General features: G+C 52.6%; 20 protein-coding genes and 4 tRNA genes. 16 read left to right on the plus strand and 8 right to left on the minus strand.

The window, feature by feature from the left end; genetic code table 11:
• From AYK82_RS14475 to AYK82_RS14530, 13 genes are all read left to right on the plus strand, one after another.
• The gene (locus AYK82_RS14475) at positions 1 to 729 is read left to right on the plus strand and encodes a hypothetical protein (protein WP_068317536.1); all 729 of its coding nucleotides are present in this window, start codon (positions 1 to 3) and stop codon (positions 727 to 729) included.
• Positions 729 to 3,902: a DUF4815 domain-containing protein gene (locus AYK82_RS14480; RefSeq protein ID WP_068317538.1), complete on the plus strand. Its 3,174-nt coding sequence runs from the start codon at positions 729 to 731 to the stop codon at positions 3,900 to 3,902. Before AYK82_RS14475 ends, AYK82_RS14480 begins: the two co-directional genes overlap by 1 nt.
• An 11-nt stretch (positions 3,903 to 3,913) precedes the next feature.
• A complete protein-coding gene (locus AYK82_RS14485; protein WP_068317542.1) occupies positions 3,914 to 5,212 on the plus strand; it encodes a glycine-rich domain-containing protein in 1,299 nt (432 codons plus the stop codon).
• A 76-nt stretch (positions 5,213 to 5,288) separates the two neighbouring features.
• Positions 5,289 to 6,485 carry a phage tail sheath protein gene (locus tag AYK82_RS14490; RefSeq protein WP_068317544.1) on the plus strand — a complete coding sequence of 399 codons (1,197 nt, stop codon included), beginning with the start codon at positions 5,289 to 5,291 and terminating at the stop codon, positions 6,483 to 6,485.
• 9 nt (positions 6,486 to 6,494) lie between these two features.
• The gene (locus AYK82_RS14495) at positions 6,495 to 7,004 is read left to right on the plus strand and encodes a phage major tail tube protein (protein ID WP_068317546.1); all 510 of its coding nucleotides are present in this window, start codon (positions 6,495 to 6,497) and stop codon (positions 7,002 to 7,004) included.
• Between the two features lie 24 nt (positions 7,005 to 7,028).
• Positions 7,029 to 7,394, plus strand: coding sequence for a hypothetical protein (locus AYK82_RS14500; RefSeq protein ID WP_068317550.1), 366 nt, complete (start codon positions 7,029 to 7,031; stop codon positions 7,392 to 7,394).
• A gap of 130 nt (positions 7,395 to 7,524) precedes the next feature.
• Positions 7,525 to 9,912: a phage tail tape measure protein gene (locus AYK82_RS14505; protein ID WP_156453387.1), complete on the plus strand. Its 2,388-nt coding sequence runs from the start codon at positions 7,525 to 7,527 to the stop codon at positions 9,910 to 9,912.
• A gap of 10 nt (positions 9,913 to 9,922) precedes the next feature.
• Complete coding sequence (locus tag AYK82_RS14510) at positions 9,923 to 10,399, plus strand: phage tail protein (protein ID WP_068317559.1); 477 nt, start codon at positions 9,923 to 9,925, stop codon at positions 10,397 to 10,399.
• Positions 10,399 to 10,620, plus strand: coding sequence for a tail protein X (locus AYK82_RS14515; protein ID WP_244265775.1), 222 nt, complete (start codon positions 10,399 to 10,401; stop codon positions 10,618 to 10,620). Before AYK82_RS14510 ends, AYK82_RS14515 begins: the two co-directional genes overlap by 1 nt.
• Complete coding sequence (locus AYK82_RS14520) at positions 10,617 to 11,624, plus strand: phage late control D family protein (protein WP_068317562.1); 1,008 nt, start codon at positions 10,617 to 10,619, stop codon at positions 11,622 to 11,624. Before AYK82_RS14515 ends, AYK82_RS14520 begins: the two co-directional genes overlap by 4 nt.
• 185 nt (positions 11,625 to 11,809) lie before the next feature.
• The gene (locus tag AYK82_RS18655) at positions 11,810 to 11,920 is read left to right on the plus strand and encodes a Com family DNA-binding transcriptional regulator (protein ID WP_425272585.1); all 111 of its coding nucleotides are present in this window, start codon (positions 11,810 to 11,812) and stop codon (positions 11,918 to 11,920) included.
• Positions 11,898 to 12,692 carry a DNA adenine methylase gene (locus tag AYK82_RS14525; protein ID WP_068317568.1) on the plus strand — a complete coding sequence of 265 codons (795 nt, stop codon included), beginning with the start codon at positions 11,898 to 11,900 and terminating at the stop codon, positions 12,690 to 12,692. The genes AYK82_RS18655 and AYK82_RS14525 overlap by 23 nt, the downstream gene beginning before the upstream one ends.
• A gap of 101 nt (positions 12,693 to 12,793) precedes the next feature.
• Complete coding sequence (locus tag AYK82_RS14530) at positions 12,794 to 13,033, plus strand: hypothetical protein (RefSeq protein WP_068317571.1); 240 nt, start codon at positions 12,794 to 12,796, stop codon at positions 13,031 to 13,033.
• Between the two features lie 364 nt (positions 13,034 to 13,397).
• Here the strand turns inward: AYK82_RS14530 and AYK82_RS14535 are convergent.
• Both AYK82_RS14535 and AYK82_RS14540 read right to left on the minus strand, forming a co-directional pair.
• A tRNA-Arg gene (locus AYK82_RS14535) sits at positions 13,398 to 13,474 on the minus strand.
• A gap of 79 nt (positions 13,475 to 13,553) precedes the next feature.
• Positions 13,554 to 13,859 carry an ETC complex I subunit gene (locus AYK82_RS14540; protein WP_068317573.1) on the minus strand — a complete coding sequence of 102 codons (306 nt, stop codon included), beginning with the start codon at positions 13,857 to 13,859 and terminating at the stop codon, positions 13,554 to 13,556.
• A 404-nt stretch (positions 13,860 to 14,263) separates the two neighbouring features.
• Here AYK82_RS14540 and AYK82_RS14545 point away from each other — a divergent pair, with 404 nt between their 5' ends.
• Positions 14,264 to 15,748, plus strand: coding sequence for an inorganic phosphate transporter (locus AYK82_RS14545; protein WP_068317575.1), 1,485 nt, complete (start codon positions 14,264 to 14,266; stop codon positions 15,746 to 15,748).
• A 185-nt stretch (positions 15,749 to 15,933) separates the two neighbouring features.
• Here AYK82_RS14545 and AYK82_RS14550 read toward each other — a convergent pair.
• From AYK82_RS14550 to AYK82_RS14565, 4 genes are all read right to left on the minus strand, one after another.
• Positions 15,934 to 16,010, minus strand: a tRNA-Pro gene (locus tag AYK82_RS14550).
• 13 nt (positions 16,011 to 16,023) lie between these two features.
• Positions 16,024 to 16,100, minus strand: a tRNA-Pro gene (locus AYK82_RS14555).
• A 23-nt stretch (positions 16,101 to 16,123) separates the two neighbouring features.
• Positions 16,124 to 16,200 (minus strand) — tRNA-Pro (locus tag AYK82_RS14560).
• A gap of 440 nt (positions 16,201 to 16,640) precedes the next feature.
• On the minus strand, positions 16,641 to 16,964 hold the full coding sequence (locus AYK82_RS14565; protein ID WP_068317579.1) for a hypothetical protein: 324 nt from the start codon (positions 16,962 to 16,964) through the stop codon (positions 16,641 to 16,643).
• A gap of 77 nt (positions 16,965 to 17,041) precedes the next feature.
• Here AYK82_RS14565 and AYK82_RS18045 point away from each other — a divergent pair, with 77 nt between their 5' ends.
• Both AYK82_RS18045 and AYK82_RS14575 read left to right on the plus strand, forming a co-directional pair.
• Positions 17,042 to 17,302 (plus strand): hypothetical protein, encoded by a 261-nt coding sequence (locus AYK82_RS18045; protein ID WP_156453388.1) that lies wholly within the window; start codon positions 17,042 to 17,044, stop codon positions 17,300 to 17,302.
• Positions 17,303 to 17,567: 265 nt separating this feature from the next.
• Positions 17,568 to 18,263 carry an NAD(P)H-binding protein gene (locus AYK82_RS14575; RefSeq protein WP_082733966.1) on the plus strand — a complete coding sequence of 232 codons (696 nt, stop codon included), beginning with the start codon at positions 17,568 to 17,570 and terminating at the stop codon, positions 18,261 to 18,263.
• On the opposite strand, the gene pflA is transcribed toward AYK82_RS14575, so the two are convergent.
• Together pflA and pflB are read right to left on the minus strand one after the other, a co-directional pair.
• Positions 18,250 to 18,984 (minus strand): pyruvate formate-lyase-activating protein, encoded by a 735-nt coding sequence (gene pflA, locus AYK82_RS14580; RefSeq protein WP_068317586.1) that lies wholly within the window; start codon positions 18,982 to 18,984, stop codon positions 18,250 to 18,252. The two genes, AYK82_RS14575 and pflA, sit on opposite strands and share 14 nt — an antisense overlap.
• Before the next feature lie 221 nt (positions 18,985 to 19,205).
• Positions 19,206 to 21,491: a formate C-acetyltransferase gene (gene pflB / locus AYK82_RS14585; RefSeq protein WP_082733967.1), complete on the minus strand. Its 2,286-nt coding sequence runs from the start codon at positions 21,489 to 21,491 to the stop codon at positions 19,206 to 19,208.
• Positions 21,492 to 21,497 lie beyond the last annotated feature (6 nt).

Raw genomic sequence — 21,497 nt, forward strand, 5'->3', positions numbered from 1 at the left:
ATGTCGGTTTATACAAATTCCGGTCGCGCCACGATTGTTGAGCAGATCAGAAATATGATCCACGACCAACCGGGCAACACAATGATTGCAATTGGCTCCGGAGTGCCTTGGTGGGGGCGGCGGCAAAATGAGAAACACACGTTTTCACCACAGCGGCATATTCAGCTCGCACACCCGCCGCAAAACCATGCGGACGTGGAATTGATCATAGATGGTGATGATAATCCAGCCCACCCGCAGGCCTATACGGTGACGCCCGCTGGACGCGTGACACTGGCACTCAACAGCGCCATCCCCGATGAGGCAACTGTTTACGCGCGGTATCGGGCCTACGTACCGCCGCCGCCGCTGGCGAGCAGCGCCCTAGTGAACGCTGTCGGGTACACACGAATTGCCGGCCTTTCCTTTCTGGACGCGGTTCCAGCGGGCCAAGCCCCTCAAGGTGATTTTATTACGGTTGGTGGCATTCACTACCAGCTGGTTGATCAACCAAGCCGCATGCTGCTCATACGCGGCAAATTGGAGGCCGGTGACGCGGTCGGCGATGACATCAACGAATTTGCGCTGATGACAGGCTGCAAAATCGCCGGGGATGCCCCAAAAGGACGGATCTATTACCCCGCCGATCAGATGGAAAAAACTGGCACAGCGCTGGCAATCGAGCGCCGCCTACCGGTGCCGCGAGATGGCACGCTAGGCACTGATTTTGCTCTAATTCTGGTGATATAATGAAGCTACCTGCAAACGCTCTAAGCGATTATACCCCTGATCAACACCGCACCTCGCTGCTTTATGGCGAGGGCGAGTATGCATTTGCCATTGACCAGTCAGTTGCCCGCGACATGGGACAGCGCCGCATCGCATCGATTGGCGATGCCATATTGGCGGATGGAAAGCTCACCTCCGGTGGAACGTTGACCATTGATGGTGATGGAACGGCGCATCTGGAATCCGCCCAGCTCTACACTGATGGGCTGGTGCGTGATCTGGGTGCGGCCACTATTGCCTTGCCAGAGGGACAGTTGTTCATTGGTGTGATGCTGGCAACTCGAGTGGTGCCGGGTGAGCTGTTTGTAAATCCCGCTTATCTTGCCCTTGCTGAGCCCCGTGCCGCGCAAATTGAAGAGGTGCCAAGCTGGGCATTATCGACGCAAGTACCAGATGATACACCGGAAACGAGCTTCCGCTTTTTCCCGATTTACGAGATCAATGATCGACAACTGGTTGCCTATACGCCGCCACCGGAACTCACCGGCTTTGATGCGCGGCTTGCCCGTTATGACAGGCAGGCCAACGGTCACTATGTGGTCGAGGGCTTGGAAGTGGCTTTTGTCAGCAAGCAAGCAGATAAAAGCCTCCTCTCGGTTAAAGAGGGGCTAGCCCATGTTTGGGGTCTGGAGGTGATCAAACCAAACGCCACGCCGTTTGATCTGCCCTTCGATCCTGATCTGGAAGTCATCAAGGCCGAGCCGCACTACTTCAACGATGGCGGGTCCGGCTCTCTCACCATCACATTGAATCGCACACCGATTGCGCAAATCTCAGATATCTCGGTGCTGGAAGAAAAAACGGTTGAGGTCAAACGCGGTCTGGTTGCCGGTGGTCGCGACGCGCTCCCTGATGCGCAAGTTGCGGGTATTGTCGAGATTAAACAGGGCGACACTACTTTTGCGGCCGGTAACGATTACCGTCTGTTTGGCGATGAGGTGGACTGGTCGAAAAATGGCGGTGAACCGGCAACAGGCTCCACCTATCAGGTCACATACCGCTACAAACGATCAATTGATGCCGACGCACAAACCAACACCACGGTGACAATCTCCGGTGCTGTTACCGGCACTCAAGTTGAGATTGATTACAGCCACCAGATGCCACGCATTGATTTGCTGGTACTGGACCGTAATGGCGTATTCAAACGGGTCAAAGGCGTCTCGCGGCCCTATCGCCCGCAAGTGCCACAAGCTGCACCGAACGACCTCACCCTCGCGCAAATCCACCACACGTGGGACGGTGACCCGACTTTGGTGAATGTTGCTGTGCGCCGCGTGCCAGTCTCGGAACAGGAGCGCACACGTGAATTGGCCATAACGGCTATGAATGAAGTCGGTCGACTGCAATTACAACTGGAGGCTGGTAGCGCCAACGGCTATGCAAAAAGCAGTATCTGGGTGGATAACTTCATTGATGACAGCCAGCGCGATGCCGGGGTTGATCAAACACTGGAAATCGTCTCAGGCTTTTTAACCCTGCCGCTAACCGCCACCTTGATCCATGATCTGGGCGACGGGATTTGGCAAAACACCTATAATTACGAAGAAGTGCTGGCGCAGCGGCTGGCAACCGGCTCCATGAAGGTCAATCCCTATCAGGCATTTGAACCGCTGCCTGCCAAGGTCAAACTCACACCTGCCTCCGACCAATGGGCGCAAAACGTGACAAAGTGGCGCTCGTCCATCACCCAGCGGCTCTCGGATGTGCGCCGGTTTATCGGCTCCGGGCAGCAGGCCCGCACCAACTCTGATCTGGTGAGCACAAGTGCCACGCAAATGCTCTCGCGCCAGCAACGCGCGGCCGAGCTGTTGCGCGTACGCGATGTCGCCTATGAGATCGCAGGATTTGAAGCGGGCGAGCGTATGTTAGAAATTCGCTTTGATGGCCGTGATTTACCGCTACCGGATCCGGCACCGATTGCAGACCAGGACGGCACCCTTGTCGGTGCCTTCACGATCCCTGATGGCGTGCCAGCCGGTTCCAAACTGGTGGAGTTTGTGGGAGATCAGGGTAGCTTTGGCGAGGCCAGCTACATTGGCCGTGGCACCATCACGGTGACAGAAATGCGCCGCGTCACCACCACCCGCCGCATTCTCACCACGCGCCGATTTGATCCATTGGGCTATATCTGGACACCGCAAGAGCGGATGCCGCTGGGTGCGGTTAGCGTTAAGGTGACAGATATCGGCAACCCCGATAATCCGATTATTTTACAGGTACGCGAAACACTTGCCAGCCAGCCAACCGGCCTGCCATTGGCCGAGGTCGAGCTGGATATGCGCGGCGTCAAAGTTGGTGACATCTTGCGCTTTGAGCTGCCGATACCGCTTTGGCTGGAAGCGGGCACCGAATACGCGCACGTGTGGCTGAGCGATGATCCAACTCACGCACTGGCCATTGCCCGGCTAGGAAAGCGCGATCCGGATCACGGCTGGGTGCGGGCCCAGCCCAATGTCAATATGGTCTGCATATCATCTTCCAACAACACCGCATTCACCTATCATCACGACCGCGATTTGTGGACTGTGATTGAAAAAGCTGCGTTTACCAGCACCAAAACACGGGTTGAGCTGGGTGCACTGCCAGCAACAGTCGCCACTGATTTGCTTGCTCTGGCCGGTGTTGAGCACCCCAGCGCCGAAACCCGCGCAGAACTGATCCTTACCCGTCCTAACAATAGCGAAATCCGCATGTTGCCGGGCGAGGTTGTCAACCTTCCGGAAGAACTGAACGAAGAGCTGCAAGTATCAGTTGAACTGATTGGCACGAATGCGGCCTCGCCGGTGCTGCTGGCCAGTCCGCAGCTGGTACTGGCGCAGATTGAGCAAAGCGGCAGCTACGTTTCAAGGGCATTTAAATGCGGTGACAACCGCACCGTTGAGATTACCAGCTTTGAGCGCACACCCGGAGCCAGTTCATTCGCGCTGGCAATCCGCATCGCTGATGACAACTGGCAGGATGTACCACTGCACTCCCAAGAGAACCACGGGGATGGCTGGCACAAGAAAGTGTATCGCCGCGCAGATGTCAGCACGGAGGAAACGGCTGTGCGTATCACCGCCAAGGGCAGCGCACGGGACCGGCCAATAATGGCTTACATCTATGCCGCCCCGCTTGATGTCAGCGTTTAGAAAGGTTTTCCATGAGCACTACAGACAATAAAAACTATCCGCTGGCCGTATTAAGCGAAAGTGAGATCGATTGTCTCTTGCGCCTGAACGACGCCATCAAAGCCATTGATGGTGACGTGGCAGCGCTGGCGCTGGCGATTGTCGCCGCCAAAAACGATGCCATCGAAACAATCATGGGCGGGGCTACACAGGCCGAGCTGGATACCATCAAGGAACTGGGTGAACGGCTGAATGACGATGCGGATGCCATAGCTGCGATAATGAAATCTATGGCGAGCAAGGCTGACATTCAAAAGCCTAATATATTTAAAAAAATGCAGACTTTTGCTGCTGGGATCTATGTGAAAAGCCGTAGAATTGTGTTCAACATAGCGGATGACGCTGATCTGTCGAGTAGTGATAATGTGGACTGCATATGGCATGATGATAGTAAAAATCGGCTGCATATAGTCTCTGATATGCCGATAGGGACAGAGGGCAAAGATGGCAAAACCATCGTCGAGGCCGCAGGTTTTGCGACAAAAAATGGTGATGTGCTGGCAACTGGTGATGTCGCCAGCATTGATAGTATTTCATCTGATGATAACCAGCTGATAAATGCTGGCGTATTGAGGAAAGTTCTGAGTAGAAGTAGCGTTCGTATTGATATTGATTTTATTAGTGAGGACACCAGCGATCTTATTGTCTCGTCTGAAAAGTATTCCTATGCTCAATTTTTGCTGATTGGCGCGGGGGGCGGTGGTCGTGGGAATAGTCAAGAACAAAAATGGCAACATGGTGGACGTGGCGGTCGTCTATTACATAATTGTCTACTTGATGAAATCTTTGATATCACAGTTGGTAAAGCCGTGACCATACCTAAAGATGATGTTGATGGTGAAGAAGGTGGAGCAACCAAAATCAGCTTTAAGGGAGCAAATACTGAATATTTTGCTAGCGGTGGTAAGGGCGGTTTGGCATTAACAAGCCCAATTTTCGCAATGGATGGCAGCGGTTTTAAAACGCAAGGGGAAGTTACAGAACCAAGTGCTGGAGAAAGTCTCGCATATCTGAACAGATACGACTTTAATCCAGAAGTGGCGAAGATAGTTAGCTATATAAATGTTACAAGTTTTCATCATTTTCCAGCCGGAACGACCAATAATACAAAAATGTATGTACCAAGAGCCGCAATAACGCAGGATGGAAATATTATCGCAGGTGAAAGGGGGGTGGCAGAGGAAAATCCACTTCACGGTATGAATTATGCTCACGCAACAGCAGGTGTGCATGGACTGGCGATATTACTAAAGTTTAGCCATGCATTTTAAAGCCTGCGTAACCTGTCACCGCTGGTAGAGCATTACTGATTGGCTAGGGTCTTCATAAACCGCATGGAGACCCTTTATGGCTGCCCAAGACGAATTCCACCATGGCCTGCGCTTCAAGCGCAAACTCGGCGATAGTATCGGCGCGATTAGCGTGCATGACACCAACACGGTGGGCATGAACCTCACAGCTCCTGATGCTGACAACTCATTACCGCGCAATGAGCCGTTTCTCCTTTTTAAGCACGATCATGAAAAACGCCCGAAACTGGGCGAAACAGGTAATGCCAAGCGCAGCCTTGACCGCTTTTTTGCCGGTGTTGCTTCTGCTGCGGTGCTGGTTAACCTCTATGATACCGGCGCAACCTCAGACAAAACACTGGAAAATGCCGCTGGTAGTGAAGCCAGCCTCACGGGGCTTCACGCATTAGGCGCTGCTGCCAGCACGTTTGGCATCGCCCCCAAAATTCTGCTTTCGCCGGGTGTTACCAATTATCGTGTCGATAATGCCGCCAATCCAGTGCTGGCGACCCAGTCGCTCATCGCCAAGCAGCTCGGCGCAGTCCACATATCCGGCGCGCCGGGCGCAACCGACGCTGATGCTTTTGCCTTCCGGCAAGACTTTGATGACGAGCGCTTGATCCTGTTTGAACCGTTCATCAAAACGGCACAAGGGCTGGCTTCGCCCGAGCCGTTTGTTGCTGCTATCGGTGTCAACACGGATGCCGAGATCGGGTATCACGCCAGCTGGGGCAATAAAATCGCGCCCGGTGCACTGGGAATATCACGCCCGATTCAGCATCATATGCTGCACTCCGACAACCGCGCAAACTACCTGCTCTCGCACCAGATCAACACATTTATCAACCAACAAGGTGGCTGGCGCTCGTGGGGCGATTATGCCGCCACCAGCAATGCCGCACGCCAGTTCTACTGTCAAACACGGGTGCGCGACATCATCAACGAAGCATTGTCCCGCCATATCTGGCGCGTGATTTCTGACCCGATGGTGGCGGACAAAGTCTCTGCGGTACTCGACCGGATTAACGCCCTGCTGTTCGATCTGGTGAGCGAAGGCAAGTTATTGGGCGGTGCTGCTTTTTTTGAAGGGGATCGCAACACTGTCAATGCGCTGGAACAGGGCAAAATCACAGTGAACTACAAGTCGTTCGCACCGCCGCCGATCACCCAGCTAAACATCGAGTATGAGGATGAGCCGCAATACCTCGAGCTGCTGGTGGCCGATGTGCTCAAACAAACCCAGTTCAAGGCATAGGAGGCGCACATGAGCAAATTGCTGATCCCGCGCGACTTTAACCTCGTTATCAATGGCAATCAGAACCTCTATGGCCAGTTGAGCACGGTCACACCCGGTGGCATTGAGGTGGAGCGTAAGGAATATCGTGCTGGCGGGGCAATTCTGGACCGCCAGCCGATCACCGGCTTCAAATACAAGCCCTTCAAGTTCAAAGTGGCTGCTTATCCTGATGGGTTCGACGCATTGCCTATTGGCGAACAATTGATCCTCTCGTTCACCGAGTATCTGGTGGACGAGAATGATGGCAGCGAACACGGACTTCGCCATGTCTACCATGGTGAGCTGGACATGCCCGGCGAGGCTGATCGAAAACTGGGTGATCTACCCGAATGGGACTATGAGGTCAAAAACACTCGTCTCTATCAAAAGCTCAAGAATGAAGTACTGACCGATGAAGGCAACTTGAGAACAAACGAGCTTATGTTGAATGGTAGACGGGTCTGGGCACGGCGACGTTCGATCCTACAGCTGGGTTAAAGAACATTTTTAAAGGGCTTTAACATGAGTGAATACAAACTGATTGACCCAATTGACAAGGGTGATGGCTCGTCCATTACCACGGTGCAACTGGTAAAGCCGCGCCTGTGTCATATCCAGAAATTTATGCTGGCGATAGGCTCGGACGTTTTGGCCGAGGTGTTGACCAAAGCAGCCGCAGGTAAGCTGGATGCAGCAACCGGTGCCGATTTATCGCGCCATCTGCTCAAGGCGGATCGTTTTAACGCATTCAATCATGCAGTCGGCCATTATCTAGCGCTGGATGACAGTGATGCCGAACAGCTTGCACTGGAAGATTTGATCGAAATCGGTCGCCGATTAACGGTTTTTTTTCCAGCTATCCAGAGGGCGCTGGCAGCTACATCCTAAGCTGCGATGCGGTGCTGGTTGAATTGATGGTGCATTGCGGCGGCGGGCCTGATGGCTGGTTGCAGATGGAGTTCGCCACATTGGTTAGGCTTCATCTGCAATTGCGCCAACATCTATCGAGGGCGAGTAGGTGAGTGATCTCAACTTCAAAATGGTGCTGCGCCTTGTCGAGCATGTGACACCAAAGGCGCAGGCAGTTGCCCGCGCTGTGGAGCGCATGGCTGGCCGTGTTGAGCGCTCGACGCAGGATATGGCCCGCAAGACCAATGCGGCCTTTGATCGCGCCTTTGACCCTAAGCGGTTGGAAAAGCGTATGAGCCGCATTGAAGCGCGGAGCGAGCGCATGCGCGGCAAGCTGGTTGGTGCGCTCGCTATGGGAGCATCGGTTGTTGCTCCGCTGATGCGTGTGGGCGACTTTGAACACCAAATGGCCAGTCTTGGCAACGTGGCAGGGCTGACCAGTGACAAACTCAAAGAGATTGAGGCGGAGCTACGCAAAAGCGCAGGTACAACCAACCAGTATGCCACCGAGCTGCTGGGTGGCCTGAACTTGTTGATGAGTGTCGGACTACACGACAAGATCGGCATTGATGGCACCGTACAGGTCGTTGAAAATATCGGTAAAACCGCGACTGCCACCGGAGCGAGTGTGGAGCACCTGTCAAGGGTCGGATATGCGGCCTTGGGCAACCTCAATGTTGCTGTTGACGATTTGGGCGAAGCATTTGAGGTGATGAGTGCCTCGGGTAAAATGGGCGGCTTTGAACTCAAAGACATGGCCCAGCATTTTCCGGGACTGACGGCATCTGCCAAAAACTTGAAGATGGAGGGTGTCGACGCTGTCGCCAAGCTCGGTGCTGCCTTGCAAATTGCCATGCGCGGCGCTGCGGACCCAGCCGAAGCGGCCAATAATTTCAAGAATTTTCTGGCAAAATTTGAAGGCCCTGAATCGGTAAACAAGTTTAAAAAAATCGGCATTGATCTGCATAATGAGTTGGACAACGCCATCGCCAATGGCGTGGATCCGATGGAATACATGCTGGTGCGCATCCATGACCTTGCCGAAGAGAACCCGCGTATCATTGGTGAGCTGTTCGGTGATATGCAGGTCCAGCAGTTTTTAAAGCCAATGATTGCCGATTTGGATGATTATAAGCGCATCCGCGATGACAGCCTGAATGCTTCTGGAGTCATTGATCAGGACTTCAATCGCATGATGGATACGATGGTTGAACAGAGCAAGGCGGCGGGCATCGAGATGGATAATCTCAATTCTCGATCTTCTGCGCTGCTTGGTATCATTAAGGAAATTGTAGCGGAATTCCGTAGCTGGATAAAAGCATTGGACGACTTCGCTGCAAAAAATCCCGAACTCACCAAAACACTCCTGAAAACTATCACCGGCCTGCTGGCGTTCGGTGTGGTTGCACGGGTGGTCGGTTTTGGCGCGAATGTATTGGCTAGTGGGTTCACGCTCCTTCAAAATGCTGCTGGAAAGTTGTTTCGTTCCAAATGGGCCAAGCGGATCGGCAAGCTCTCACGCCTGAAGGATGTGCTCTCAAAACTGCGATTGGCCGTAATGCCGTTGGCAGCAGGTTTCGGTGCTGTGACCACCCCGGTAGCAGCATTGATTGCTCTGCTGGTTGCCGGGGCTTTCCTTATATGGAAGTACTGGTACCCGCTGGAGGCGTGGTTTACTGGCTTCTTTGACGGATGGGGCGAAGGGTTTCAAGAAGGGCTGGATGACCTTAATCAGCAGCTAGAAAGCGCCAGCGTCACACTTGGGCAGTACTTTTCTGATCTGGCTGATTTCCTTGGGCTAGACGAAGCCCAAAAACAGCAAGTCCAGCAGTTCTTCAAGGATACCTTTGACTTTTCGTGGCTTTGGGACAGCCTTGCCGATATTGGCAGTCGTATTCGCAACTGGTTTTCATCTGTTTTCACGCAAGCAGAAATTTCCGAAGAGGAACGGGCCGCCCTTGAGGCGAAAGGGAAGTCCGCAGGCCGTGCCCTTGGCCGCGCCTATTTCAACTGGGTCAGCGCCATGCTGCGGCTGCCGGTAAAAATGGCGGAGATCGGCGCTGAGTGGGGCAGTTATCTGCTGCAAGGCTTCCAGCAGAAATGGCAGAAATTCAAAAAATGGCTGGGAGAGCAGGTTGATATCGTCAAAGACTTTTTCAAGTTTGACTTCGAGATCAACTGGCCGGATCCACCTGCGTGGATACAGGATCTCGCCCGCTTTCTCGGGTTGTCAGGCAATGAGCAAGCTGCAACAGCAGCTCCTGCTCCCGGGAACGCCAGCGTTCCGGCCTATGCACCGGCCTTTGCGCCAGCAGGAGATCCAGTTGCGGCACTGCGCGCTTACACGCAATCACTGGATGAACCAAAGCAACCTCAAAAAACCGTAACGCAGCACAACATATTCAACATTCAAGTTGGTTCAGATAAAGCGATGGCGGACCGGATCGCTAACTCCGCCAAGGCTGCCAACAATCGGGCGCTGCGCGATACAGACTAGGAGCAGGAATATGGCGTTGCTTGCCCTTGGCCCTCATCGTTTCCGTGTAGAGGGGCTGAACTACCAAAAGCTGGAGCGTGAATATGCAGGGCGCTGGATGGAGCACTTCACCGCCAATGGTGGCCATGTCGACCATTTTCTTGGCGCAACACCGCGTACTTTGACAATCTCAGGCGTGTTGTTCCCGCAAAGCTACGGCGGCTATGAAGCGGCTGAAGCAATGGGGGCATCTATTGAGGCCGGGCTGGTGTTACCACTGTTCTCGGCGCAAAAACCGTTTGGTCTCTACAAAGCGCTCTCCCTCCGGCTCTCTGATGAAAGCACCGGTCCTAATGGCGTTGTCGAAGCCAAGTACGATCTGGAGCTCAGCCTCTATCAGGGCGGGCTCAATCGGAACTCGCTGATGTCTCGTGTTTTGCAGGGGCGAGACGGGTTGATTAGCGCAGCTAAGAGCGCTGCGTCAAAACTGGTTGAAAGGCTGTTTTAATGACCATTAATCCCAAGAGCCGCATGAGCAAGGATGGTGACATGGTCGATCTCATTGCCTATGAGGAATACGGCGATGAAGCTGGCCGCTCGGCTATTCACAATGCAAACCCCGGCCTTGCCGATATGGGGCTGATATTGCCCGCAGGCATCCTACTGCAGATCCCGCGTTGGCAACGGCCCGATGCGCCCGTTCCGCATGGCGGGGTCGCTGCTAGATGACGCCATTTTGTACGTTAGAATGGGATGGCAAGCCCTCACAGGTAGTGACAGATCACCTACGCTCTCTGAGCATCACTCTGAACAGCGGTAAGGATCCTGACAAATGTGAGGTCACGCTGGCCGATCCACTTTTGCAATTGCCCGCACCGCGAGAAAAGGCCGAATTGATCGTCACGCTGGGTTATCAAGGTGGTCGACAGCGCCGGTTCGGTCCCTTTATGGTCGATCAATATGTTCGCGAGATTAGCGCAGAAGACAGTGACACGATGGTCATCACCTGCACCTCGGCTGATTTTAATGGCAAGGGAAAACAGCGGCGTAGCGCGAGTTATGAGAACAGCGCTCTGGCAGACATCTTAAAAAGTGAAGCAGAGCGAGACGGCTATCAAGTGGAAATCGATCCGGCATTAGGCGCTTTTGTGTACGACCACTTTTTCCGTGATGGCCAGTCCCTGTTCCAGCTCATTGGAGAGGTCGCAGAAGTCCACGACTTCATCGAGAAATACTCCGGGAAAAAGATCGTATTGCTGGCAAATGGTGGTGGCAAGGACATCAAGGGGCGTGAGCTGCAACACCAACTGACGCGGGCAGATGTGCAAACGCTTACCTTCACCAAGGATTTTAAGGCGCAATATGGGGGCGTCAAAGCGGTGGCCATTGATCCCAAGAAGGGCAAGCGGACCAGCGCCAAGAAAGAACTGAACAAAGACGATCCGTTCTATGAAATCAGGCGGTTGTTTCCGGATAAAAAGGTGGCGGAGAAAGCCGCAACCAGCAAGGCCAAGCAGCTAAAGCGGGCGCAAAAGCGTATCTCGATAAAAACCAGGCAAGGCGATCCGGACCTGCTGGAACAGATTGATCTGCATCTGAAAGGCTTTGCATCAGACATTGATGACATCTGGACACCCCAGACCGTTACGCATGACTACAACGCAGAGACGGACGGGTATTCAACAACAGCAGAATGTGAGCCAAAAAATGAGGCGAGAGACCCGGAAGAGTGAGCTTCCGAATGTCGGGGTCAAGCTCCAACCAGATCCCGACCGATGTAACCCAAGCATAACACCGCTCCCGCCACATCAACTCACCTAGGCAGATGAGCAGGAGCCTTGTTTATGCGAGAAACCAAATGGAGTCTATCCGCTGCAGCAACTGTAATAAATTACTGTTCAAAGTAGAATTTATGGCCATGCATGGCCGAATAGAAATAAAGTGTGGCCGTTGTGGCTTATACAATGATGTGAGATCCGCCGAGATCCAATCCAAGGCAAACCGCGATGCAACCAACGAACCCGGTTAAACCTGTTGCGCCGTACATTGGCGGAAAGTTTCAGCTGTCAAAGCTAATTGTAAAACGGATCAAGAACATCCCGCATGACTACTATGTTGAGCCATTTGTGGGTATGGGCGGCGTGTTCTTGCGCCGCGATCATCAAGTGAGATGCGAGGTGATAAACGATATCAGCCGCGACGTCTCGGGTTTGTTTCGCATTCTGCAGCGGCATTACCCGCAATTTCTGGATGTGCTCAAGTACCAACTCACAAGCCGATCGGAATTTGAACGTTTATCAAAAACCGATCCTGAAACCCTGACTGATCTGGAACGAGCCGCGCGGTTTCTGTATCTCCAGCGCACTAGTTTTGGCGGTAAAGTAGATGGCCGGACTTTTGGCGTATCCATGCGATCGGCGCGGTTTGATTTAACAAAAGTGGTGCCATTGCTGGAGGACGTCCACGAACGCCTGTCAGGTGTCACTATTGAATGTTTGCCATACGCGGAGTGCATCAAGCGCTATGATCGACCTGAAACCTTATTCTATCTCGACCCGCCATACTGGGATACCGAGGACTACTATGGAAAAGGGGTTTTTTCCAAGGCAGATTTTACAGCGCTTGCCGAGCTTTTAAAGGGCATTAAAGGCCGGTTCATAATGTCTATAAATGACACCCCACAGATACGGGAGATCTTTTGCGACTTCGCGCAAGAACAGGTCAGCCTGACCTACTCGGCAAGCGCTCATAAAGCTAAAAAAGCCAATGAACTACTCATTACAAACGCGGCGTGCAAGTGAGCAATGCCATTGCTGAGATAACCTGAACAAAGCAATGCCATGAGCTGGCAATGCTGTCGCTGTGCTCCACATGTCCAGTGTAAAAAACAAAGGAGATTACAATGGACAATCAAACCGCAAACGATGCCGTCAAGGCAACACTTGAAGCGCTTATAAAACAACTAGAGGACACGACAAGCAGAGCCAAATATGCGCTGGAGGGCTTTAATGAAGAAGGGGACCTGCAAAGCCAGCGCAATATAGTGTTCGGTGGGCTGGCAGGGCTTGAGACCCAGTTAACAGGCGCGACACAAACACTGAAAGGAATTGAAGCAATACATTTAGCAGCGCGGAAATACTAAGCAAATTAGGTGGAAAAGTTTAATTCAAAAAGTGGCGGTTTTCTGCCACTTAAACTTTTCCATCCGCTCTACAAAATGGAAAAGTTCACGATGCTAAATCGCAGAACTCTGGGATTCCTAAAAATGACACTCTCACAAAACTGCCGGATTTTTCCATTTCAAAGTTGCGCGGCGTTCTCGATGAGGGTGACAGTTATATCGCCCTAACTCATTGAAAAACCGCTCAATCCCGTACAATCCCACTTAATCCCGCAAACTTTTCCAGATTCCACTACGAACTTGCGCGTTACACAAATTCTGTAAAACCAACTGTAAAACAGCGGTATTTTTAATGAAAAGTCAATTGCTAAGTTATTGAAAAGAATGGCGATCCCTGTAGGATTCGAACCTACGACCGTCGGCTTAGAAGGCCGGTGCTCTATCCAGCTGAGCTAAGGGACCGCGTTTTGCAAGGGCGCTCATGTGGGCGCCGCTGCAAGGCCTATTTAGGTGAAAGCTTGATTGGTTGCAATGCTGAAAATTAATGCGTCCACGGGGCAATGCGGTTGTGTTTAAAATTGTCCGAGTAGGAGCTGCTGCGGGTCTTGCGCAAACGCGGTTCAATCACGCGAAACTCCATGCCTTGGCGCTCGGCAAAAGCGACAGCTTCTTCTTTGCTGGAGAACTTCATGCGCACTTGCTGCTGCATATCGCTGGAAGTCGTGTAGCCCATGAGAGGATCAATAGATTTCGCCGCGCCGGGATCATAATCCAGTAGCCAAAGATTGCTTTTGGCTTTGCCGGACTGCATGGCGTTTTTGGCTGGCTGATAAATGCGCGCACTCATCGACAATATCCTCGTAAATCCTGCGACTTGCCGCAGTTTGTTTGATTGGCGTTTAGCATTTTTCTGCTGCAACGACGAGGAAATGTCAATGCTGCGTATGTTCGGGCGCGTTGCACTGCTGCGGTGCCGTGTCGACTTTTTGTTAGCACTATCGAATTAGTTTGGGTAATCGAGGTAAGATCGAGTTTTTTGACTGAGGAATATTTGTTTAGCTGGCAAATATAGCTCTTGCTTTACAGCGGTATCTTGCCTAGTTTGCGCCAAATTCCTGTTGGAATTGGCGTAATAGCTGAGCGCATCTAATAAAACGGGCGTGATACTTGGCAAATGACCACAAGGGTGACAGACAGCGATAGCTGCTGAACTCCGGGGCAACTTGTTTGTCCTTGTAAGCGAATAGAAAAATGTCTTACAGCGCAAAAAAACCTACTCTTGATAAAGATCTAGAAAAACTCACCGGCATCGAGGCTGCGGCTTCGTTGCAATCCCGACGCTTGTTTGCGCCGGCATTGGCGCTGGTGTTTTTGTTTGTGGCGATGATTATCGCCAGTTTCTATGTCACTGGCGGCATGGGGAACACAATAATTATTGCAGCTGCCGGTATCGGTGCCTATCTGGCGATCAACATTGGCGCCAACGATGTGGCGAACAATGTTGGGCCAGCTGTTGGCTCCAAGGCGCTGTCTATTGGCGGTGCGCTGATTATTGCCGCGATATTTGAAAGCGCAGGGGCGTTGATCGCTGGCGGTGACGTGGTTGGCACGGTTTCCAAGGGGATTATCGATCCTAGCCGGGTGGCCAGTAGTGAAGTCTTTGTCAATCTGATGTTGGCAGCGCTGATTTCCTCGGCTTTGTGGGTGAACCTTGCCACATGGATTGGTGCGCCTGTTTCCACGACCCACGCGGTGGTGGGTGGTGTTACCGGCTCTGGTATTGCGGCGGCGGGTTTTGCGGCTGTAAGCTGGGGGACCATGGGCAATATCGCGGCCAGCTGGGTGATTTCACCTTTTTTGGGAGGTGTTATTGCGGCGCTGTTCCTAGCGTTCATCAAGACCTTTATCATCTATCAAGATGACAAGGTGGCTGCCGCGCGGCGCTGGGTGCCGATGCTCATTGCCATTATGACCGGGGCGTTCTCCGCGTACCTGGCGGTCAAAGGCTTGAAAAAGATCGTCAAGATCGATCTTGAGGCCGCTATTTTGATTGGTCTTGGCATGGCTGCTGCGGCTTACTTCATCACAAGGCCGCTTATTCGCAAGCAATCTGAAGGTATGGAAAACCGGAACCAGTCTATTCGTAAGCTGTTCCGTGCTCCTTTGATTTTCTCCGCAGCGCTGCTTTCCTTTGCGCATGGGGCCAATGATGTGGCCAATGCGATTGGCCCGCTGGCGGCGATTGTGCATGCGATCGAGTTTGGCGAGATTGCGTCTAAGGTGGCGATCCCGCTTTGGGTGATGCTCATTGGCGCTTTTGGTATTTCGTTTGGTCTGTTGCTGTTTGGTCCAAAGCTTATCCGCATGGTGGGGGAGAAAATCACCAAGCTGAACCCGATGCGGGCGTACTGTGTGGCGCTCTCTGCAGCGATTACCGTGATTGTTGCCTCTGGCCTTGGTTTGCCGGTGAGCTCGACACATATCGCTGTGGGCGCTGTGTTTGGTGTGGGCTTCTTCCGTGAGTGGTACACCAAAAATTCCAAGCGTCGCGAGGCTTATGTGCAGAAAAGCACGGGTGTGGAAAGCTTTAAGAAGCCTGAGAAAAGCAGCAAGAACCGTATGTTGGTGCGCCGTGCCAGCTTTATGACCATCATTGCCGCGTGGATCATCACCGTTCCAGCCACAGCGCTGCTCTCTGCTGCGGTGTTTGCGCTGTTGAATGCTTTCGTCGGCTAAGCGACGTCGTATAATAGCTTTTAAGGCTCGCCCATGCGGCGGGCCTTTTTTGTGGCTTGTGATGGGCGGATCTTGGGGCTGAATAGGGGGGGGGCAGGTTGCAGGTGCGGCGAGTTTGCGTTCCCGTAATGAGTTAACGGGCTCAGGCATGCGCTGCATATTTAAAAGGGGGAGACATTTTAAAGTGGTCGGGGCAGCAAGATTCGAACTTGCGACCCTCTGGTCCCAAACCAGATGCGCTACCAGGCTGCGCTATGCCCCGAACTTTTTGATGATGGTCGGGGCAGCAAGATTCGAACTTGCGACCCTCTGGTCCCAAACCAGATGCGCTACCAGGCTGCGCTATGCCCCGTTTCATCATATTTTTTAGAGAAATGGTCGGGGCAGCAAGATTCGAACTTGCGACCCTCTGGTCCCAAACCAGATGCGCTACCAGGCTGCGCTATGCCCCGTTATTCTCTTGCAAGCGGTGTGCCGCTTGGCTTGGCCGGTATATAGGCCCAAGCGGTTTTTATGGCAAGAGGCAATTTGCTTTATCCATAGGCCGAAATGCATTTTCCTTGTGGAGAGAGCAGCTTGCCGACAATACCCACGTTTTAAAAGCCTGCGAAGGGAGGAGGTGTAACCGCTCACCGGCCTCTGTCGACCTTCTATGACGTATTGGTGCGTGCGGCGAGGGGTAAAAAAAGGGGAGCGAGTTGCCTCGCTCCCAAGTGTCCAGAGACCCAATTGGGTCATCAATCGCCAAACAGAGAATGATACCTAAAGTGGAATACCAAACTCATGTTTTAGATACTGTGCAGAGCGCTCGAAGTCAACGGCCAATTTTAAATATGAGCAAAAATATCATGTTTTAATTCAGGCTGTGTGAAACATGCGTTGGTTCAACACTCTACATGGGTTGGTCGAGGGCGGATTTTCTGCATCTCTTCATAATGACAGTGGCTATCACGGCGTAGATTACAGCGTATGCTCCAAGTGCTGTTGGGGCTGAGTAGCCGAATATGATCACAAGCCAGAGTAGGGGGCTGTCGGGGTTTCCGGCTATGATCAATAGGAACAAGATGATTGCTGAATAGTACGCTGCGAAAGGAAGAAACAGAAAACGTAGCAGATTCAGATGTTTCTTTTGCAATGCCTGTTTGTTTCCTTCGATATAGAGAAGGTATAGGGGGATCGCGGCAAATGGGAGAGACAAGAATACGATGTAATCCATTGGTGCTCCAAAAAGTAGAATTTCCTTATAGTATGTTCTGCTTTTGAAAAGGTCAAAGCTATGGAAAGGTTTGCCTGATGACGATGGATAGGGAAAGCAGCGGGAGAACTGCTCTAGTGCTCGGGGCGAGTGGCCTTGTGGGCGCGCAATTGCTGCGCGCTATGCATGATGATCCGCAGTACGGGCTAGTCTGGGGCGGGCTTGTTGTATATTTTTTTAATGACTGTGACGATCACGGCGTAGATTGCAGCGTATGGGCCAAGTACTATTGGGGCGGTGAGGCAGATTCCTGCCCAATGTTTGAAATGATCGCTACTGAGGTTTGCGGCCAACATTAAAAAAAATAAAAGGAGCGCTAAATAGTAAATTGCAAAAGGAAGAAACAAAAAACGTAGCAGATTTAAATGCTTCTTTTGGAACGCTTGTTTGTCCCCTTCGATTAAGAGAAGGTATAGGGGGAGTGCGGAAAAAGGGAGGGACAGGAAAAAGAGAGAAAAGAACAATAACACTATTAAGACCATTGGCACTCTCCAAGAAATAAAGTAATGATTTTATGGTATACGCTGCGCTCGAGAAGGTCAAAGTAAAGTAAAGGTTCGCCTAATGACAATGGATAGGGAAAGCGGCGGGAGAACTGCTCTAGTGCTCGGGGCGACTGGTCTTGTGGGTGGGCAAGTGCTGCGCGCTTTGCTTGATGATCCGCATTACGGGCTAGTCCGCATTCTTGTGCGACGGGACACCGGTATTCACCATCCCAAACTCGAACAGATTATTACAGATTTTGCTGAAATTGACAGGGTGGGCACGCTTGTTGCGGCGCAGGATGTGTTTTGTTGCCTCGGCACAACGCAACGCAAGGCAGGGTCATTCCCACGGTTTTATGCCATCGATCATGATCTGGTTTGCACGCTGGCTCGCACTGCGCAGAAAAACGGCTGTACCCACTTTTTGTTGATGTCTTCCATTGGGGCGGATCCAGCGGCGCGTAGTGACTATTTGCGAACGAAAGGCGAAGTGGAGGCGACGCTTGGCGAAATGGGATTTGCACGGTTTAGCATCGTTCGGCCATCGTTGTTACAGGGGATCCGGGAAGAAACCCGTGTAAAGGAGATCGTCTCTGCTGCGTTTCTTAATGCACTGGCGCCGTTGTTGCAGGGGCGATTGCAGAAGTACCGGCCAATTGCGGGGGCTGCGGTGGCGCGGGCGCTGGTGGCGATTGCGCACAATAAAGGCGCTGGTGAGCGCCTTTATGAAAGCGATGAGCTGGTCTTGCTCGCAGGTAGACCTAATGCACGTTAAGCCCTTCTGCAATAAAGGTATCTTTAGCGGCTTGTAGCACTTCCGGGCTTGGGGGGGCGGTATTGTCCAAGCGATAGGACATGCCGAGTTGCTGCCATTTGTGCTCGCCCATTTTGTGGAATGGCAGCACATCCATGCGGCTGACATTATCGAGGCTGCCGACGAACTTGGCGACGCCTTTGATGTTTTCCGGTGCGTCGGTTAGGCCTGGCACGAGGACAAAGCGCCCCCATACTTCTTTACCTTTTGCTTGCAGGCGTTTGGCGAAGTCAAGCGTTGGGGCGATGTCAACGCCGGTTACTTCCTTGTAGGTTTCAGGCACCCAGCTTTTAACATCAAGCAGCACAAGGTCGACTAGATCGAGTAGCTCGTCATCGGCTTTCTTGCCGAGGTAGCCGGAGGTGTCGATGGTGGTGTGAATCCCCATCTGCTTGGCGCCCCATAGCAGTACGCGCAGAAACTCTATTTGGGCAAGTGGCTCGCCGCCAGAAACGGTGATGCCGCCGCCACCTTGTTCAAAATAGCTGCGATAGGTGGCGATGTCCTTCAAAAGCTCATAGGCAGACGTCATCTTGCCGCGCTTCATTTTCATGGTGTCGGGGTTGTGACAGTACTGGCAACGCAGCGGGCAACCGGACATGAAGATGATGTAGCGCAGACCCGGCCCGTCTACGGTGCCGCCGGTCTCGACAGAATGGACATAACCCATAACGTCTTCCATGGTGCTTATCCTTCGCTTGCCCGTTTTCGTGTAGTTCAGAATACCTACAGACTACGACGTTTTTATAGGGTGGGGTAGGGCTTTACTTGCAGGGCAGCTATTCTGTTTTTGCTGGTGTGTCGAGCTGCCGCACCCTGTTGTTTTCCTTAGGGTATATAGCAAGAAAATAGCGCGGGAAAAGGGCTCCCGCGCTATCTGTTGTTATTATTCGGGCTTTGCGATTAACGCTGGCCGTGGAATGTCCGGTTGATCACGTCGAGCTGCTGCTCGCGGGTCAATTTGATGAAGTTCACCGCATAACCTGAGACACGTACCGTCAACTGTGGGTACAGCTCAGGGTGTTCCATGGCATCTTCAAGGGTTTCCCGGTTGAAGACGTTGACGTTGATGTGGTGACCCATGTCGTGCATGTAGCCATCAAGCAGGTTGGAGAGGTTCTCGATACGCTCTGCTTCATCTTTACCCAGTGCGCCTGGGATAATGGAGAAGGTGTAGGAGATACCGTCCTGGCTGTCTTCGTATGGCAGCTTGCAAAGCGACTTCATGGATGCCACAGCACCTTTCTGGTCGCGGCCATGCATTGGGTTTGCACCCGGTGCAAATGGTTCGCCAGCTTTACGGCCATCCGGGGTCGAGCCGGTTTTCTTACCATACACAACGTTAGAGGTGATGGTCAGGATCGACTGGGTTGGCATCGCATCGCGGTACATTGGCTGATTGCGGATCTTGCCCATGAATTTCTTCACGAGGTTTTCCGCGATCTCGTCCACGCTGTCGTCGTTATTGCCGAAGCATGGGAAGTCACCGTTGATTTCATAGTCAACAGCAAGGCCATCCTCGTTGCGGATCACTTTAACTTCAGCGTTCTTGATCGCCGAGATACTGTCGGCCACCACGGACAGACCAGCAATACCACAGGCCATGGTGCGCAGAATATCGCGATCATGCAGCGCCATTTCGATGCGCTCGTAGTTGTACTTGTCGTGGCTGTAGTGGATGCAGTTCAGCGCCTGAACGTAAACTTTTGCAATCCAGTCGAGCATTTGGTCGTAAAGTGGCTCAAGGGTGTTCCAGTCCAGAACGTCGCCGGTGAATGGCAGTGTTTGTGGACCGACCTGTTTGCCGGACTTTTCGTCGATGCCGCCGTTGATGGCGTAAAGCAGAGCTTTTGCCAAGTTGGCGCGGGCGCCGAAGAACTGCATTTGTTTACCAATGCGCATGGCGGAGACACAGCAAGCGATGCCGTAATCGTCGCCCCAGTAAGAGCGCATCAGGTCGTCATTCTCGTACTGAACAGAAGAGGTTTCGATGGAAATCTTGGAACAGAAATCCTTGAAGCCTTTTGGCATATGTTCAGACCACAGCACGGTGAGGTTTGGCTCTGGTGCAGGGCCGAGGTTCACCAGTGTGTGCAGTACGCGGAAGGAGTTTTTGGTGACCAAGGTGCGGCCATCAATGCCCATACCGGCGATTGCTTCGGTTACCCATACAGGATCACCGGAGAACAGCTGGTTGTATTCTGGGGTGCGCATGAAGCGAACCAGACGCAACTTCATCACGAAGTGGTCCATCAGCTCCTGAGCTTGCTCTTCGCTCAAGGTGCCATTGGCGATGTCGCGCTCGATGTAGATATCGAGGAAGGTGCTGGTGCGGCCCAAAGACATGGCAGCGCCGTTTTGCTCTTTGATCGCGGCAAGGTAACCAAGATAGAGCCACTGAACGGCTTCTTGAGCGGTTTCAGCAGGGCGGCCAAGGTCGAAGCCGTGCTGGGTGCCCATTTCTTTCAGTTCAGCCAGAGCGCGGTATTGCTCGGAGATTTCCTCACGCAGACGCAAAGTTGTTTCGCTCAGCACGTTGCCATCAAGAGAGGCGTGCTGCGCTTTTTTGTCTTCCATCAGCTTGTCAACGCCATACAGCGCTACGCGGCGATAGTCGCCAATGATGCGGCCGCGGCCATATGCATCAGGCAGGCCGGTGACAATGCCAGCGGAGCGGGCGCGGCGGATTTCCGGAGTGTAAACATCAAAGACGCCGTCATTGTGGGTCTTGCGGTGTTTCTCGAAGATCTCCGCTGTTTGCTCCGAGATTTTGTAGCCGTTGCTTTCCAGCGCGGCAATTGCCATTTTCAGGCCGCCGTAAGGCTGCAGCGAGCGCTTCAACGGCGCATCCGTTTGCAGACCGACGATGGTTTCCAGTTCTTTCTGGATGTAGCCGGGAGCGTGGGAGGTGATGGAAGAAACAACTTCGGTGTCTGCATCCAGAACACCCTTTTTGTTTTCTTCTTTCATTAGCTCAAGGCAAACTTCCCAGAGTTTGTTGGTCGCGTCGGTTGGGCCGGCCAAGAACTTTGCATCCCCTTCATAAGGGGTGTAGTTCAGCTGGATGAAGTTGCGAACATCGATTTCCTTGTTCCAGTCACCTTTGACGAAGCCTTTGTAGCAGGCTGGCATGTCGTCGTTAAGAAACGGCAGGCTGGCAGCCTTGTCGATGTCTTGATGAACGCCCATGGTTCT

The organism is Polycladidibacter hongkongensis, assembly GCF_001561995.1.
GTDB classification, from domain to species: domain Bacteria; phylum Pseudomonadota; class Alphaproteobacteria; order Rhizobiales; family Stappiaceae; genus Pseudovibrio; species Pseudovibrio hongkongensis.